Source organism: Pseudomonas cucumis, from assembly GCF_030687935.1.
GTDB classification, from domain to species: Bacteria; Pseudomonadota; Gammaproteobacteria; order Pseudomonadales; family Pseudomonadaceae; genus Aquipseudomonas; species Aquipseudomonas cucumis.
This window is the reverse complement of sequence record NZ_CP117454.1, coordinates 4,679,005-4,693,895: the sequence shown is the minus strand read 5'-3', so window position 1 is coordinate 4,693,895 and position 14,891 is coordinate 4,679,005. Positions and strand designations below refer to the sequence as shown.

General features: G+C 59.1%; 14 protein-coding genes. 10 read left to right on the top strand and 4 right to left on the bottom strand.

From position 1 onward, the window contains the following. Nucleotides 1–200: 200 nt before the first annotated feature. From zwf to PSH97_RS21260, 4 genes are all read left to right on the top strand, one after another. Complete coding sequence (gene zwf / locus PSH97_RS21275; protein WP_008072962.1) at nucleotides 201–1,670, top strand: glucose-6-phosphate dehydrogenase; 1,470 nt, start codon at nucleotides 201–203, stop codon at nucleotides 1,668–1,670. Beyond that, the gene (gene pgl / locus PSH97_RS21270; protein ID WP_305446587.1) at nucleotides 1,657–2,370 is read left to right on the top strand and encodes a 6-phosphogluconolactonase; all 714 of its coding nucleotides are present in this window, start codon (nucleotides 1,657–1,659) and stop codon (nucleotides 2,368–2,370) included. Before zwf ends, pgl begins: the two co-directional genes overlap by 14 nt. A 17-nt stretch (nucleotides 2,371–2,387) precedes the next feature. Next, nucleotides 2,388–3,053 (top strand): bifunctional 4-hydroxy-2-oxoglutarate aldolase/2-dehydro-3-deoxy-phosphogluconate aldolase, encoded by a 666-nt coding sequence (locus tag PSH97_RS21265; protein WP_305446586.1) that lies wholly within the window; start codon nucleotides 2,388–2,390, stop codon nucleotides 3,051–3,053. Between the two features lie 183 nt (nucleotides 3,054–3,236). Beyond that, a complete protein-coding gene (locus tag PSH97_RS21260) occupies nucleotides 3,237–3,962 on the top strand; it encodes an intradiol ring-cleavage dioxygenase (RefSeq protein WP_305446585.1) in 726 nt (241 codons plus the stop codon). 2 nt (nucleotides 3,963–3,964) lie between these two features. Here PSH97_RS21260 and PSH97_RS21255 read toward each other — a convergent pair whose 3' ends face one another. Both PSH97_RS21255 and PSH97_RS21250 read right to left on the bottom strand, forming a co-directional pair. Continuing rightward, the gene (locus PSH97_RS21255; protein WP_305446584.1) at nucleotides 3,965–5,146 is read right to left on the bottom strand and encodes an aminotransferase class V-fold PLP-dependent enzyme; all 1,182 of its coding nucleotides are present in this window, start codon (nucleotides 5,144–5,146) and stop codon (nucleotides 3,965–3,967) included. Nucleotides 5,147–5,171: 25 nt separating this feature from the next. Next, complete coding sequence (locus PSH97_RS21250; protein ID WP_026346079.1) at nucleotides 5,172–5,408, bottom strand: DUF3820 family protein; 237 nt, start codon at nucleotides 5,406–5,408, stop codon at nucleotides 5,172–5,174. 204 nt (nucleotides 5,409–5,612) lie between these two features. On the opposite strand from PSH97_RS21250, the gene PSH97_RS21245 reads away from it, so the two are divergent. The 4 genes from PSH97_RS21245 (at nucleotide 5,613) to PSH97_RS21230 (ending at nucleotide 9,291) form a co-directional block, all read left to right on the top strand. Then, complete coding sequence (locus PSH97_RS21245; protein WP_305446583.1) at nucleotides 5,613–6,080, top strand: ferritin-like domain-containing protein; 468 nt, start codon at nucleotides 5,613–5,615, stop codon at nucleotides 6,078–6,080. A 157-nt stretch (nucleotides 6,081–6,237) separates the two neighbouring features. Then, nucleotides 6,238–8,226 (top strand): FUSC family protein, encoded by a 1,989-nt coding sequence (locus tag PSH97_RS21240; protein ID WP_305446582.1) that lies wholly within the window; start codon nucleotides 6,238–6,240, stop codon nucleotides 8,224–8,226. Continuing rightward, nucleotides 8,213–8,419 carry a DUF1656 domain-containing protein gene (locus tag PSH97_RS21235; protein ID WP_305446581.1) on the top strand — a complete coding sequence of 69 codons (207 nt, stop codon included), beginning with the start codon at nucleotides 8,213–8,215 and terminating at the stop codon, nucleotides 8,417–8,419. Before PSH97_RS21240 ends, PSH97_RS21235 begins: the two co-directional genes overlap by 14 nt. Nucleotides 8,420–8,430: 11 nt before the next feature. Next, a complete protein-coding gene (locus PSH97_RS21230; RefSeq protein ID WP_305446580.1) occupies nucleotides 8,431–9,291 on the top strand; it encodes an efflux RND transporter periplasmic adaptor subunit in 861 nt (286 codons plus the stop codon). Nucleotides 9,292–9,375: 84 nt separating this feature from the next. On the opposite strand, the gene PSH97_RS21225 is transcribed toward PSH97_RS21230, so the two are convergent. Beyond that, entirely contained in the window at nucleotides 9,376–9,846 is a 471-nt protein-coding gene (locus PSH97_RS21225) for a MaoC family dehydratase (protein WP_007934748.1), read from the bottom strand. A 42-nt stretch (nucleotides 9,847–9,888) separates the two neighbouring features. Next, entirely contained in the window at nucleotides 9,889–10,833 is a 945-nt protein-coding gene (locus tag PSH97_RS21220) for an alpha/beta hydrolase (protein ID WP_305446579.1), read from the bottom strand. A gap of 257 nt (nucleotides 10,834–11,090) precedes the next feature. On the opposite strand from PSH97_RS21220, the gene fadD2 reads away from it, so the two are divergent. Both fadD2 and fadD1 read left to right on the top strand, forming a co-directional pair. After that, nucleotides 11,091–12,779 (top strand): long-chain-fatty-acid--CoA ligase FadD2, encoded by a 1,689-nt coding sequence (gene fadD2 / locus PSH97_RS21215; protein WP_305446578.1) that lies wholly within the window; start codon nucleotides 11,091–11,093, stop codon nucleotides 12,777–12,779. Nucleotides 12,780–13,163: 384 nt separating this feature from the next. Continuing rightward, the gene (gene fadD1, locus PSH97_RS21210; protein ID WP_305446577.1) at nucleotides 13,164–14,864 is read left to right on the top strand and encodes a long-chain-fatty-acid--CoA ligase FadD1; all 1,701 of its coding nucleotides are present in this window, start codon (nucleotides 13,164–13,166) and stop codon (nucleotides 14,862–14,864) included. Nucleotides 14,865–14,891 lie beyond the last annotated feature (27 nt).

Genomic DNA, 14,891 nt, shown 5'->3' with positions numbered 1-14,891 from the left:
CAGCGCAAATAAGCGTTCGGCTAATGCAAATTGGGCCTTTGATACGGCCCATAACGGTGGCCTATCCTACTGATGGCTCCGACCGACCACCACTCGGAATCTGTATTTTGCGAAAATGTTGTGGTTATTACTACATTTTCCCTTGAGTGATGCCTTGAAAAAAGGTATTTGTAGCTTAACTTGATAAAAGAACAAACATCATGCCTTCGATTACGGTTGAACCGTGCACCTTTGCCTTGTTCGGCGCTCTCGGCGATCTAGCCTTGCGCAAGCTGTTTCCTGCCCTCTATCAACTCGATGGCGCCGGCCTGCTTCATGAGGATACGCGCATTATCGCGCTGGCCCGTGAACCCGGCAGCGAGCAGCAGCATCTGGCGTTCATCGCCACCGAGTTGCGTCGCTACGTCGGAGCCAAAGAACTGGATGAAGCGGTGGTCGAGCGCTTCCTGGCGCGTTTGAGCTACCTGCACGTCGACTTCCTCAAGGCTGACGATTACGTCGCCCTGGCCGAACAGGCTGGCAGCGCCCAGCGGGTGATTGCTTACTTCGCCACCCCGGCAGCGGTTTATGGCGCTATTTGCGAGAACCTGTCGAAGGTCGGCCTGACCGAAAACACCCGCGTGGTGCTGGAAAAACCCATCGGTTCGGACCTGGAATCCTCGCGCAAGGTCAACGACGCCGTGGCGCAGTTCTTCCCGGAGAACCGCACCTACCGCATCGACCACTACTTGGGCAAAGAGACCGTACAAAACCTGATCGCCCTGCGTTTCGCCAACAGCCTGTTCGAAACCCAGTGGAACCAGAATTACATCTCCCACGTGGAAATCACCGTGGCCGAGAAGGTCGGGATCGAAGGCCGTTGGGGCTATTTCGACAAGGCCGGGCAGCTGCGGGACATGATCCAGAATCACCTGCTGCAATTGCTCTGCCTGATCGCCATGGACCCGCCGGCCGACCTGTCCGCCGACAGCATCCGCGACGAGAAAGTCAAAGTCCTCAAGGCGCTGGCACCGATCAGCCCGGAAGGCCTGACCACTCAGGTGGTGCGCGGCCAGTACATCGCTGGTCACAGCGAAGGCAAATCGGTGCCCGGTTATCTGGAGGAGCCTAATTCCAATACCCAGAGCGACACCGAAACCTTCGTCGCCCTGCGTGCCGACATTCGCAACTGGCGCTGGGCCGGCGTGCCGTTCTACCTGCGCACCGGCAAGCGCATGCCGCAAAAGCTGTCGCAGATCGTCATCCACTTCAAGGAACCGTCGCACTACATCTTCGCCCCCGAGCAGCGCTTGCAGATCAGCAACAAGCTGATCATCCGCCTGCAACCGGACGAAGGCATTTCCTTGCGCGTGATGACCAAAGAACAAGGCCTGGACAAAGGCATGCAGCTGCGCAGCGGTCCGTTGCAGCTGAATTTTTCCGATACCTATCGCAGCGCGCGGATTCCCGACGCCTACGAGCGGTTGTTGCTGGAAGTGATGCGCGGCAATCAGAATTTGTTTGTCCGTAAAGATGAAATCGAAGCCGCGTGGAAGTGGTGTGACCAGTTGATCGCCGGGTGGAAAAAATCCGGTGATGCGCCCAAGCCGTACGCGGCCGGGTCCTGGGGACCGATGAGCTCCATCGCACTGATTACGCGGGACGGGAGGTCGTGGTATGGCGATATCTGAATTGAAACTGCCTCAGGGCGTCAGCGCTCATGAGTTCAAAAGCCCGGTGCTGCTGGCCGAAGGCCTGGCGCTGAATGTGGCCAAGCAACTGAGCGACGCGATCGACGCGCGCGGCACCGCGACCTTGGTGGTTTCCGGTGGCCGCAGCCCGGTGGCGTTTTTCCAGCACCTGGCCAAGCAGACGCTGGACTGGTCCAAGGTTGTCGTCACGCTGGCTGACGAGCGCTGGGTGCCGGTGGAACATGCCGACAGCAATGCCGGTCTGCTCAAGCGTTACCTGTTGCAAGGCCCGGCGGCCAAGGCTCAGTTCCTGAGCCTCTACAGCGCCACCGCCAACCTGGAACAGGCCGCCGAGCAGGCTGATCGCTTGCTCGCCGAATTGCCGTCGATCGACGTTCTGGTGCTGGGCATGGGTGATGACGGTCATACCGCATCGCTGTTCCCCAACAGCCCGAACCTGGCCGACGCCTTGAAAGTCGACGGTACCCGTCGCTGCTGGTCGATGCTGGCGCCGACCGTGCCTCATCAACGGCTAACCATGAGTCGCGCGTTGCTGGCTTCGGCGAAGCACACCGTTCTATCGATTTCCGGTCAGTCCAAGCTGACCACCCTGAATGCCGCACTGGCCGGTGACGATGTCGCCGCCATGCCGATTCGGGCGTTTCTGCAACCTACGTTAGAGATTTACTGGTGCCCATGAACCAAGGATCAGCCGCTATGACAAACACATCCCCGACCGTTTCCATGGCGGACAAAGTTGCCCTGATCGACAGCCTCTGCGCCAAGGCGCGGATCCTGCCGGTGATCACCATCGCTCGTGAACAGGACGTGCTGCCGTTGGCCGACGCCCTGGCGGCCGGTGGCCTGACGGCGCTGGAAGTGACCCTGCGTTCGCAGTTCGGCCTCAAGGCGATCCAGATCCTGCGCGAAAAGCGTCCGGAACTGGTGACCGGTGCCGGCACCGTGCTCGATCGCAGCATGCTGGCCGCTGCCGAAGCGGCCGGTTCGCAATTCATCGTCACGCCGGGCATTACCCGTGATCTGCTTGAAGCCAGTGTCGGTAGCCCGGTCCCGCTGCTGCCGGGCATCAGCAATGCCTCTGGCATCATGGAAGGCTATAGCCTGGGTTATCGCCGCTTCAAGCTGTTCCCGGCGGAAGTCAGCGGCGGCGTCGCGGCCATCAAAGCCTTGGGCGGCCCGTTCGGCGAAGTAAAATTCTGCCCGACCGGCGGCGTCAGCCCGGCCAATATCAAGAGCTACATGGCGTTGAAAAACGTGATGTGCGTGGGCGGCAGCTGGATGCTTGACCCCGAGTGGATCAAGAACGGCGATTGGGCCCGCATCCAGGAGTGCACCGCCGAGGCATTGGCCCTGCTGGACTGATTAACCGGATTTACCAAACACTTCGTTGTGTGTTCTACGGCTTTACGGTGCGCTTGGTCGGTGCACCGTTTTTTTTGCCTGAAATATAACCCGCTCCCACAGGACATCATGCGATACATAGTTACCGCATCTCGTCGCTCGTTCAGCGTTAACCTGCGTTCATCTTATGGATGAGAGAACGTCATGGACGACAACACTGCAATTACATCCCCACCAACGGTGTGCCAACTGTCACCCGAACAGATCGCCGGTCCGTATTTTCGAAACCCGAAACTGATCAGACGAAACATCAGCGAAGGCATGGATGGCATTCCCCTGGTGCTGCGACTGACGATCGTCGATGCGATGACCGGTCAACCGGTCACCGGGGCGCTGGTCGATATCTGGCATTGCAACGCGCGCGGGGCGTATTCGGGTTGGAGCAAGCTCGACCCGGACAAGGAAGTCGATGTCGATGCCATCGGTTCGATTCCGCGCACCGATGACGATACCTACCTGCGCGGCGGGCAATTCACCGATCAACTGGGCGTGGTGCGATTTACCACTATCTACCCGGGTTTTTATGCCGGCCGCGCCGTGCATATTCATGTCGCGGTACGAATCACGGCCGGCAACAACTACCTGGAAGAGCGGCATGTCGCCTGGGTCGGCCAGCTGTACTTTCCCGAGGCGGCTTCGCGGTCGGTACTCAATGCCCGCGAGTACCGTGGGCGTGGTACCTGCGCGCTGAACAACGAGCAGGATGAGTTCTATCAGAGCATGGGGGGGGAAGCCTCGATCTTGAATGTCCATTCCATCGGTCGAGATTCGAATGAGGACGGCTTTTTCGGCCGCATGACCATCGGTGTCGACACGTTTGCGCTGTCATCACAGATCAAACCCCAGGACTTCGACAAGTACACCGTGTGACCTCAGCGCAATGCGTTCAGGGCATCGGCCAGCAGATCCATGTCGGCGGCGGTGGTAGTGAGTCCCGGTGTAATGCGGATGCACGGGCCACACGCCGCGCCGCTGCGTGCCACGGTAAACAGGTTGTAATCGTTGAGCAGGCGCTCGACCATCGCCTGTTGATCGGCATGCCGGGTAAAGCGCATCGAGGTGATGCCGCAATACAGGCGCGGGTCATTGGGGGTCATGACATCGATCCCCGGTAACCCCCGCACGGCATCGACCCATCGGTTGCGCAGGTAATTGAGCCGCGTGCCCTTGGCGACGGAACCGCCCATGGCGTGATGTTCTTCCAACACCAGTGGCAGGGTCAGCAGGGCCGGGATATTCGGGGTGCTGTAGGGCGTGCGGGCGCGAATGTCGGTGATCGGGAAATGCATCTCGCCCATGTCCGGGTCAATATCGGCCAGGCGCTGGGGCGCGATATAAATGAACCCCAGAGTCAGCGGCGCACCGATCCATTTGTGCAGGTTGTAGCCGGCAAAGGCGATGCCCAGCTCATCGAGATTGAACTTGATCTGACCCAAGGCATGGGCGCCGTCGAGAATCACGTCAATGCCGTATTCCCTGGCGGCAGCAGCAATCGCCTGCACCGGCATGACCAGCCCGGTGCGATGGGTGACGTGGGTCAGGGCCATCAGCTTCAGTCGCGGATAACGCACGAAAGCTTCGCGGTAAGTGGTCAGCAAACTGTCGAAACTGGCGGGGTGGTGGTGTTCGATCTCGATCACTTCCACGCCTCGATAGCGGGCCAGCCAACGCATCGCGCTTTTGACCGTGTCGTATTCCAGATCGCATATCAGCACCTGATCGCCCGGTTCCAGGCGGTTGTAGTTGCGGATCAGCGATTGCAGGCCGTCCGAGGCGTTGCGGGTGAGGGCGACGGCTTCGGCGGGGGCACCGATCAGCTCGGCCAGTTGCGCACGAATCTGGACGCTTTCGCCCTGTTCGAAGCGCTGGCGCACATGCACCGAGTTGCCCCGGTTGATCAGTTCGATGTTGCGCTGATACTCCTCGACCACAGTGCGCGACATGCGCCCGAAGTAACCGTTCTCCAGGTTCAGGGGGCCGGGTTCGACAGCGTAGCGGTCGGCAAAGGTCTGCCAAAAGACTTCATCGCGGGAGCGGCGGGTGTTATCGGGCATGAGCAACTCGGTGAGGTAGGGCGGGTCAGTGACGAGGGGCGGGTTTGCCGTGTTTGACGCGCAGCGGTTCGAGCAGTTCCGACAAGCCGTTGTGGTCGATTTCCTGCATTAAAGCCAGTAAACCGCCCAGTTCACCGTGGGGGAAACCTTCGCGAGCGAACCAGTTCAGGTACTGGCCGGGCAGGTCAGCAATGATGCGGCCCTTGTATTTGCCGAAGGGCATTTCGCGGGTAATGAGTAGTTCAAGCTTTTCGGGATTCATCATCAGTCGTCTTGATTCAAAACAGTCTGGAAAATACAGGCATTCTGCATGCAGGCCAAATGACAGATCATGCAAAAAAAGCGGATACAGATTTCGCCTTAAAAGCTAACTGATTGAAATATAAATAAAAAGTCGTCAATTCAAAGCTGGCATGCAGGGTGCAACTACTTATTGCATCTTTCATCAACCGCAAGGAATTGAAAAATGACCGACATCAACAAAGAAGCGATCTCTGTACTCAACGACCTGATTGAAACCTGTAAAGACGGTCAGGAAGGGTTCAAGACTTGCGCTGAAGACATCAAAAATCCAGAACTTAAAAACCTGTTCATTCAGCGCTCCGCCGACTGCGCGGCTGCCGCTGCCGAGCTGCAGGCCACTGTGCGTTCCCTGGGCGGTGATCCGGAAACCTCCACCAGTGTCAGTGGCGATATGCACCGTCGCTGGGTCGACGTGAAGGCGATGTTCACCGGCAAGGATGAAGAAGCGGTGCTGAACGAGGCCGAACGCGGTGAAGACCACGCTAAGAAGGCTTACAAGGAAGCCCTGGAAAAAATCAACAAAGACAACCTGGTGAGCATTCGTGACATCGTTGAACGCCAGTACCACGGCGTGCAACGCAACCATGATCAGGTGAAAGCCCTGCGTAACCAGGCTCGCGCACGCTCATAAGCGTTCGTTGCCTGTCAAGAACGCCAGCCAGTCTGGCGTTTTTTTATGTTTGGAATTTAACGCTGGACGGGATATAGATAGCTAGCTAATAATTTGTCACCCATATCATCTTGCCTAACCCGGCTATCGTTAAACCGTCCTTTCAAGAGTGTCTTACGTGCCCATTACTTTGCAGGCCTTGTTCGCGCCTGACCGCCGCGCCTTGCAGTTCGCGATCAAGACGTTGATCGGCGGCGGCCTGGCGCTGTGGCTGGCGTTGCGCTGGGGGCTGGAGCAACCATCATGGGCGTTGATGACGGCGTTTATCGTCGCCCAACCGTTGTCCGGGATGGTGGTGCAGAAGGGGTTGGCACGGCTGTTGGGTACTTTGGTCGGGACGATCATGTCGGTGGTGTTCATGGGCCTGTTCGCCCAGACGCCCTGGCTGTTTTTGCTGGCGTTGGCGTTGTGGCTCGGGCTGTGTACGGCGAGCTCGACCTTGCTGCGCAGTGCCTGGTCCTATTCCTTTGTGTTGGCCGGTTACACGGTGGCGATCATCGCATTGCCGGCCATTACCCATCCGCTGACGGTGTTCGATCAAGCCGTGGCTCGCTGCACGGAGATCTGCCTGGGCATTCTCTGCGCCACTGCAGCCAGTGCATTGCTCTGGCCGTTGCGGGTCGAACGGCAACTGGCGGATCAAGCCCGGGCAGCCTGGCAAAGCGGGATGAATACCGCGCGTGCGACCCTGGCCGGCGACGGTCAGGCGCGTAAAGGCTTGCTGGAAATCCTCGGGAAAATCGTCGCAGTCGACGCGCAACGGGAGCATGCCTGGTTTGAAGGCAGTCTCGGTCGGCAACGAGCTCGCGCCATCAGCGGTTTGAGTCAGAAGCTGTTGATGCTGTTGCGCATCGCCCGTTCGGTGCGCCGCCAATGGAATCAGTTGGAGCAGCAGGAAGCCGAGCAACTGATGCCATGGATGGCCGAGGTTCAGGATGCTCTTGGCGCTTGTGATACCACCCTGTTGCAAGCGTTGCGCCCGAGGTTGCTCGATGCCTCTCACGATGCATTCATCAGTTCGGCGCAAAGTTACTGCCTGGCCCGTTTCACCTTGTTGCTCGATACCGCCATGGCAGCCAGTGCGGCATTGGAAGCGGTGCAGGAGGGGCGTGAAACGGTCGATCCGCCGAGAACCCTGACGCCGCACCGTGACCTGTCATTGGCGCTGGTCTTTGGCGCGCGCAGTGCGCTGGCGTTTCTGGTGGTGTCGGGTTTCTGGCTGGCGACGGCATGGCCGGCGGCGTCGGGCGCTCTGGTGCTGACGTGTGTGGTGTGCAGTCTGTTTGCCAGCCGCGAGAATGGGGCGCAAATCGGCATGAGCTTTCTGCGGGGGATTGTGCTGGCGATTCCGTCGGCATTTATTGTCGGGCAGATTCTGCTGCCGCAATGGAGCGGGTTTGCCTTGCTGTGCATGGGCATGGGCGTGCCGCTGTTTCTCGGCGCGCTGGGCATGGCCATGCCGCAGATCGGTGCCACGGCCACTTCGTTCTGCCTGCACTTCATTGTGTTGGTATCGCCGCTGAACATGATGAAATTCGATGTCGCGAATTTCTTCAACAGCGCTCAGGCCATGCTGATTGGTGTCGGCGCCGCCGTGCTGGCGTTTCACTTGCTGATCTTGCGTAACCCGACATGGCATGGTCGACGGTTACTGGCGGCGACCCTCGCCGATCTGGTGCGCCTGACCCGACGCAGTCTGCGCGGCGCCGAAAGCTGGTTCGGCGGGCGTATGGCCGACCGTTTGCTGCAACTGGCGCGGCATTATCCCGAGTTGCCGGAGCCGGCGCGCAGCCGCTGGGATGATGGCTTGCTCGGCCTGGACATTGGCGATGAACTGCTGCATTTGCGCTTGAGCCTGGCGGTGGCGCAGGCGCCGGTCAAAGAGCCCCAGCGACGTTATCTCGAACAACTGGAAAAAGTCCTCGAGCAAGGCCCGGCCGGCAGTCGCGCCGAGGCGTTGGCGCAACCGAGTGAAGAGTTATTGAAAACCTTGTACGCGTTGCCGCCCAGCGATGCGGTGAAACTCGCCCAGGGCGCGGTGCTGCAATTGCAAAGCAGCTGGCGTGCCTGGTGTCACCAACAGGAGCAAAGCCATGGGCTTGCGTGAGTGGTCGATGGGCGGCGTGCTGCTCAGCCCGTTTCTGATTGATGTGCTGCTGGCGTTGCTGGTCACCGGAGCGTTGCGCATGGTGTTGCGCATGACCCCTGTCGGCCGCTGGATCTGGCACGAAGCATTGTTTGATTGCGCCTTGTACGTCTGTGTATTGACCCTGATCACCGTCGTCTTCGGGCCTTTATAAAGGAGTTGAATATGCGTACACCCGTACGTGTCGCGATAACCCTGAGCCTGACGGCGCTGGCGATTTTTGCCGGTTTCCATCTATGGCAGTACTACATGTTGACGCCCTGGACCCGCGACGCTCGGATCCGCGCCGACGTCGTAGTCATCGCCCCGGACGTTTCCGGCTGGGTGCGTGAGCTCAAGGCGTTCGATAACCAACAGGTCAAGGCTGGCGATGTGTTGCTGAGCATCGACCGTGATCGTTTCGAAGCCGCGCTGGAGAAGGCGCAAGCGGTGGTGCAGACCCGTCAGCAGCAACTCAGTCTGCGTGAACACGAAGCCAGCCGCCGCGCCAGTCTTGGGCCGCAGGCGATCAGCGCCGAACTGCGCGAGAACGCACAAATCAATGCTGGCATCGCCCGGGGCGAACTGCGCGAAGCTCAGGCTGAAGCCAAGGTCGCGCAACTCAACCTGACCCGCAGCGAGGTGCATGCGCCGCGCAGCGGCCACGTCACCAACTTGCGTCTGGCCCAGGGTAATTACGTGAATGCCGGGCAGCCGGTGATGGCGTTGATCGACGATTCGACTTTTTATGTCCAGGCGTATTTTGAGGAAACCAAACTGCCGCGAATTCGCGTCGGCGATCCGGTCAAGGTCTGGCTCATGAGCGCGGGGGAGGCGTTGCAGGGGCACGTCGAAAGTATCAGCCGCGGGATTACCGACCGCAATACCACGCCCGATGGGCAGTTGCTGGCCGAGGTAGAACCGACGTTTAACTGGGTGCGCCTGGCGCAGCGGATTCCGGTACGGATCAAGCTCGACAAGTTGCCTGAAGGGATCAGTTTGAGTGCGGGGATGACGGCGAGTGTGCAGGTTCAAGAGGGGCGCTAAGATCAAAAGATCGCAGCCTTCGGCAGCTCCTACGCCGATCTCTGCAGGAGCTGCCAAAGGTTGCGATCTTTTGGGGCTTGCAAATCAGCCGATACTGATCGCCGGCAACGTCGGCAATGTCACGGTCTGTTGCTTGCGTGGCGCCAGAATTTCCGCCTCGCCATCCACCACCAACTCATCGCGCTGGTTGAACACTCGAGTGGCGATGCGCACACGAAACTTCGGCAGTTTCTCGAGAATTTCCAGGCGCACAGTCAGTGTGTCGCCAATTTTCACTGGCTTCTGAAAGCTCATCGTCTGACCGATATAAATAGTCCCCGGCCCAGGCAATTCGCAAGCCACCGCCGCGCTGATCAACGCGCCGCTGAACATGCCGTGGGCGATGCGCTCCTTGAACATGCTGGCGGCGGCGAATTCGGCGTCCAGGTGCACCGGGTTGTGATCGCCGGACATCGCGGCGAACAACTGAATGTCGCGCTCTTCGACGGTCTTGCTGTAGCTGGCGGTCTGGCCGATTTCGAGGGCTTCGTAAGGGGTGTTGGTAACCTGGGTCATCTGTCTCGATTCCTGTGACGAATTAAAAAATCCACAAAAAAACTATTCGGTTCTGGGTGGCCGGCGAGCGCTCAAGGCTTGGGCGATCCAGTTCAGCACGTCGGCCGTCACTTCGTCGCGGTTGCTCTCATTGAACAGTTCATGCCGGGCCTGCGGGTAGATAGTCAGCTGCAGGCTCTGGCAGCCAGCGTTGCGCAACGCGTGGGCCAGATCTTTCAGACGTTTGCCTTCGCTCACCGGATCACATTCGCCGCCAATCACCAGCAGCGGCAGGCCCGGATCGATCTGGGCGAGATTGGACGCTTTGCTGATTTGCTGCAAGCCGCCGAGCAAATCGATCCACAGTTGATTGGTACAGCGAAAGCCGCAGAGCGGGTCATTGGCGTATTTGTCGACTTCGGCCGGGTCGCGGCTCAGCCAGTCGAACGGCGTGCGCGCCGGTTTGAATTTCTTGTTGAATGAACCGAACGACAGCCACTCGATCAGCGCGCTGCGCCCCTTGGGGCCTTGGCGCAGGCGTTCCAGGCGAGCAATCTGTCGCGCTGCGCGATAGAGCGCTACAGGCTGGAAATTCGAGCCGCTGAGAATCGCCCCGTGCAGACTGGCGCTGTGGTGCAGCAAATAAGCCTGGGCGATGTAACTGCCCATGCTGTGGCCGAGCAAAACGATCGGCACGCCGGGATGCTGTTGGCCGATCTGTTGGTTAAGGCTGGCCAAATCGCCGACGACTTTGCACCAGCCATCGTCATCGGCGAAATGGCCCAACGTACCGTTTTCGGCGGTTTTGCCATGTCCACGCAGGTCCGGCGCATAAACGCCGTAATCCTGATCACAGCAGGCTTGCGCCAGACGGGCGTAGCGACCGCTGTGTTCCGCCATGCCGTGGGCCAGCAGGATCACCGCCTTGAGCGGCGCGGCCGGCAACCACTGGTTGACGAAGAGGCGACTGCGGTCACTCGCGGTCAGCCAGAAAGTGTCGTGGATCATGGCGATTCCTTTGCTTTGGGCTGCGATGGGAAAACAGCCCCGCTGCATTGTATAGCGCATCCAACGCATGCCGTCTGATCAGGCCACGCCGGGGCAGCAAGATTCACGCGATCAATGACGAGCGTGCGCATATTTGCCTGATTCACCATAGCTGCTAGTGTCCGGGAAGCACCGCTTTTCGCTTTCTGCTTTTGAGGAATGAGAGAGAAGGACAAAAAAGCGGCCCCGGATAGGTTCAGGTAAAGAGGACAAAAACAATGCAACCTGATTTCTGGAATGACAAACGCCCGGCCGGCGTGCCCCTGGATATTGACCTTGGGGCCTATAAGTCGGTGATTGAGGTGTTCGAGCGTTCCTGCAAGAAATTTGCCGACCGCCCGGCATTCAGCAACATGGGCGTGACCCTGACCTACGCCGAACTGGAACGCTACAGCGCTGCTTTCGCCGGTTACCTGCAAGCCCACACCGACCTGGTGCCGGGGGATCGCATTGCGGTGCAGATGCCCAACATCCTGCATTACCCGATTGCCGTGTTCGGTGCCTTGCGCGCCGGGCTGATCGTGGTCAATACCAACCCGTTGTACACCGCCCGGGAGATGCGCCATCAATTCAAGGACTCCGGTGCCCGGGCGCTGGTTTACCTGAACGTATTCGGGAAAAAGGTCCAGGAAGTGCTGCCCGACACCGACATTCAGTACCTGATCGAAGCGAAGATGGGCGACTTGATGCCCACCGCCAAGGGCTGGCTGGTCAATACCCTGGTGAGCAAAGTCAAGAAAATGGTCCCGGACTATTCATTGCCCCAGGCCATTTCCTTCAAGAGCGCGTTGCGTCTTGGCCGAGGTCTGGGCATCAAACCGCTGAGCGTCGGCCTCGATGACATCGCCGTGCTGCAATACACCGGCGGCACCACCGGGCTGGCCAAGGGCGCCATGCTGACCCACGGTAATCTGGTGGCGAACATGCAACAGGCGCGCGCGTGTCTCGGGCAATTCGGCACCGACGGCCAACCGCTGCTGCGCGAAGGCCAGGAAGTGATGATCGCTCCGCTGCCGCTGTACCACATCTATGCCTTCACGGCGAACTGCATGTGCATGATGGTGACCGGCAACCACAACGTGCTGATCACCAATCCACGAGATATTGGTAACTTCATCAAGGAACTGAAAAACTGGCGGTTCTCGGCACTGCTGGGGCTCAACACGCTGTTCGTCGCCCTGATGGACCACCCCGACTTCAAGACCCTGGACTTCTCCAGTCTCAAACTCACCAATTCCGGCGGCACCGCGCTGGTCAAGGCCACGGCCGAGCGTTGGGAGCAGCTCACTGGTTGCCGGATCACCGAGGGTTATGGCCTGACCGAAACCTCGCCGGTGGCCTGCACCAATCCCTACGGCGACAAGTCGCGCATCGGCACGGTCGGCTTGCCGGTGCCGGGCACGACGCTCAAGATCATCAACGATGAGGGCGTCGAGCAGCCGCTGGGCGAGCGCGGCGAATTGTGCATCAAGGGCCCGCAGATCATGAAGGGTTACTGGCAGAAACCCGAAGCCACCGCCGAAGTGCTGGACGCCGACGGCTGGTTCAAGTCGGGTGACATCGCGGTGATCGATCCGGACGGTTTCGTGCGCATCGTCGATCGCAAGAAAGACATGATCATCGTCTCGGGCTTCAACGTGTACCCGAACGAAATCGAAGACGTGGTGATGGCTCACCCGAAAGTCGCCAACTGCGCGGTGATCGGCGTGCCGGACGAGCGTTCGGGAGAGGCGGTGAAGTTGTTTGTGGTGGCCCGTGAATCCGGGGTCAGCCTTGAAGAGCTGAAAGCCTACTGCAAGGAAAACTTCACCGCCTACAAAGTGCCCAAACACATCGTCTTGCGTGAGTCGTTGCCGATGACGCCGGTGGGCAAGATTCTGCGGCGGGAGTTGCGAGAGATCGCCTGATCGTTGAATGGTCGCGCATCGTGCGGATCGCGGGCAAGCCACGCTCCCACAGGCCCAGTGTTGTTCACATAGCAGTGAACGACGCGAACCCTGTAGGAGCGAGGCTTGCCCGCGAAGCTTTTAAGGGGCTAAAACCCCGGTTTCAGGGGCTTCAAAGGCGCTATAGAATTTTTGCTCTAAAAGTGACTATTGAATATTCAAGAGTCATAAACGTGACCATGGAGGCCGATTTTGGCTCTAGTCGGCCCTTGGCAAAGCTGCTACTCTCGGCGCGCTTTGTGACCTCTCGGCCTTGTTAAAAGCCAGACTCACCAATAATCAAACACCAATAATAATCGCATCAAATGCGGTATTTGAATTCGCGTTGCTGAGGAGTGGGCTTCCATGATCGAAGACTTTTGGAAGGATAAGTACCCAGCTGGAATTGCTGCCGAGATCAATCCAGACGAGTATCCGAATATTCAGGCAGTGTTGAAGCAGTCCTGCCAACGCTTCGCTGACAAACCGGCATTCAGCAACCTGGGCAAGACAATCACCTACGGTGAGCTGTACGAATTGTCCGGTGCCTTTGCCGCTTACCTGCAACAGCATACCGATTTGCAGCCCGGCGATCGAATCGCCGTGCAACTGCCCAATGTGTTGCAGTATCCGGTCGCCGTCTTCGGTGCCATCCGCGCCGGGCTGATCGTGGTCAACACCAACCCGTTGTACACCGCGCGGGAAATGGAACACCAATTCAACGACTCCGGCGCCAAAGCCTTGGTCTGCCTGGCGAATATGGCGCATTTGGCCGAGCTCGTGGTGCCGAAGACTGGCGTCAAGCACGTGATCGTTACTGAAGTGGCCGACCTGTTGCCACCGCTCAAGCGTCTGCTGGTCAACAGCGTGATCAAGTACGTGAAGAAGATGGTCCCGGCGTATCACTTGCCCAAGGCCATCAAATTCAATGACGTGCTGCGCAAGGGCCATGGCCAGCCAGTGGCTGAAGCCAACCCGGCCAGCAGCGACGTCGCCGTGCTGCAATACACCGGCGGTACCACCGGCGTGGCCAAGGGCGCGATGCTGACCCACCGCAACCTCGTGGCGAACATGCTGCAGTGCAAGGCGCTGATGGGCTCCAACCTCAACGAAGGTTGCGAGATTCTGATCACGCCGCTGCCGCTGTACCACATCTATGCGTTCACCTTTCATTGCATGGCGATGATGTTGATCGGCAACCACAACATCCTGATCAGCAACCCGCGCGACCTGACGGCGATGGTCAAGGAACTGTCGAAGTGGAAGTTCAGCGGTTTCGTCGGCCTGAACACGCTGTTCGTCGCGTTGTGCAACAACGAAGCGTTCCGCAAGCTGGATTTCTCCAGTCTGAAAATCACCCTGTCCGGCGGCATGGCCTTGCAACTGGCCGCGGCCGAACGCTGGAAAGCGGTCACCGGTTGCCCGATCTGCGAAGGTTATGGCATGACCGAAACCAGCCCGGTGGCCACGGTGAACCCGAGCCAGAACATCCAGATCGGCACCATCGGTATCCCGGTACCGTCGACCCTGTGCAAAATCATTGACGATGCCGGTGTTGAACAGCCGTTGGGCGCCATCGGTGAATTGTGTGTGAAAGGTCCGCAAGTCATGAAGGGCTACTGGCAACGTCAGGACGCCACTGATGAAATACTCGACAGCGAAGGCTGGTTGAAGACCGGTGACATCGCGCTGATCCAGCCTGACGGTTACATGCGCATTGTCGATCGCAAGAAAGACATGATCCTGGTCTCCGGTTTCAACGTGTACCCCAATGAACTTGAAGACGTGCTGGCGACCCTGCCGGGCGTGCTGCAATGCGCGGCCATCGGTGTGCCGGACGAGAAGTCGGGCGAGGCGATCAAGATTTTCATCGTCGCCAAACCGGGCGTGACCCTGACTAAGGAACAGGTGATGGAGCACATGCGCGCCAACGTTACCGGCTACAAAGTGCCCAAGGCCGTGGAATTCCGCGACGCGCTGCCGACCACCAACGTCGGCAAGATTCTGCGCCGCGAACTGCGCGACGAAGAGCTGAAGAAACTGGGCGTGAAGAAAGTCAGCGCCTAATCAAACAAAAGCCCCGCAGATGCGGGG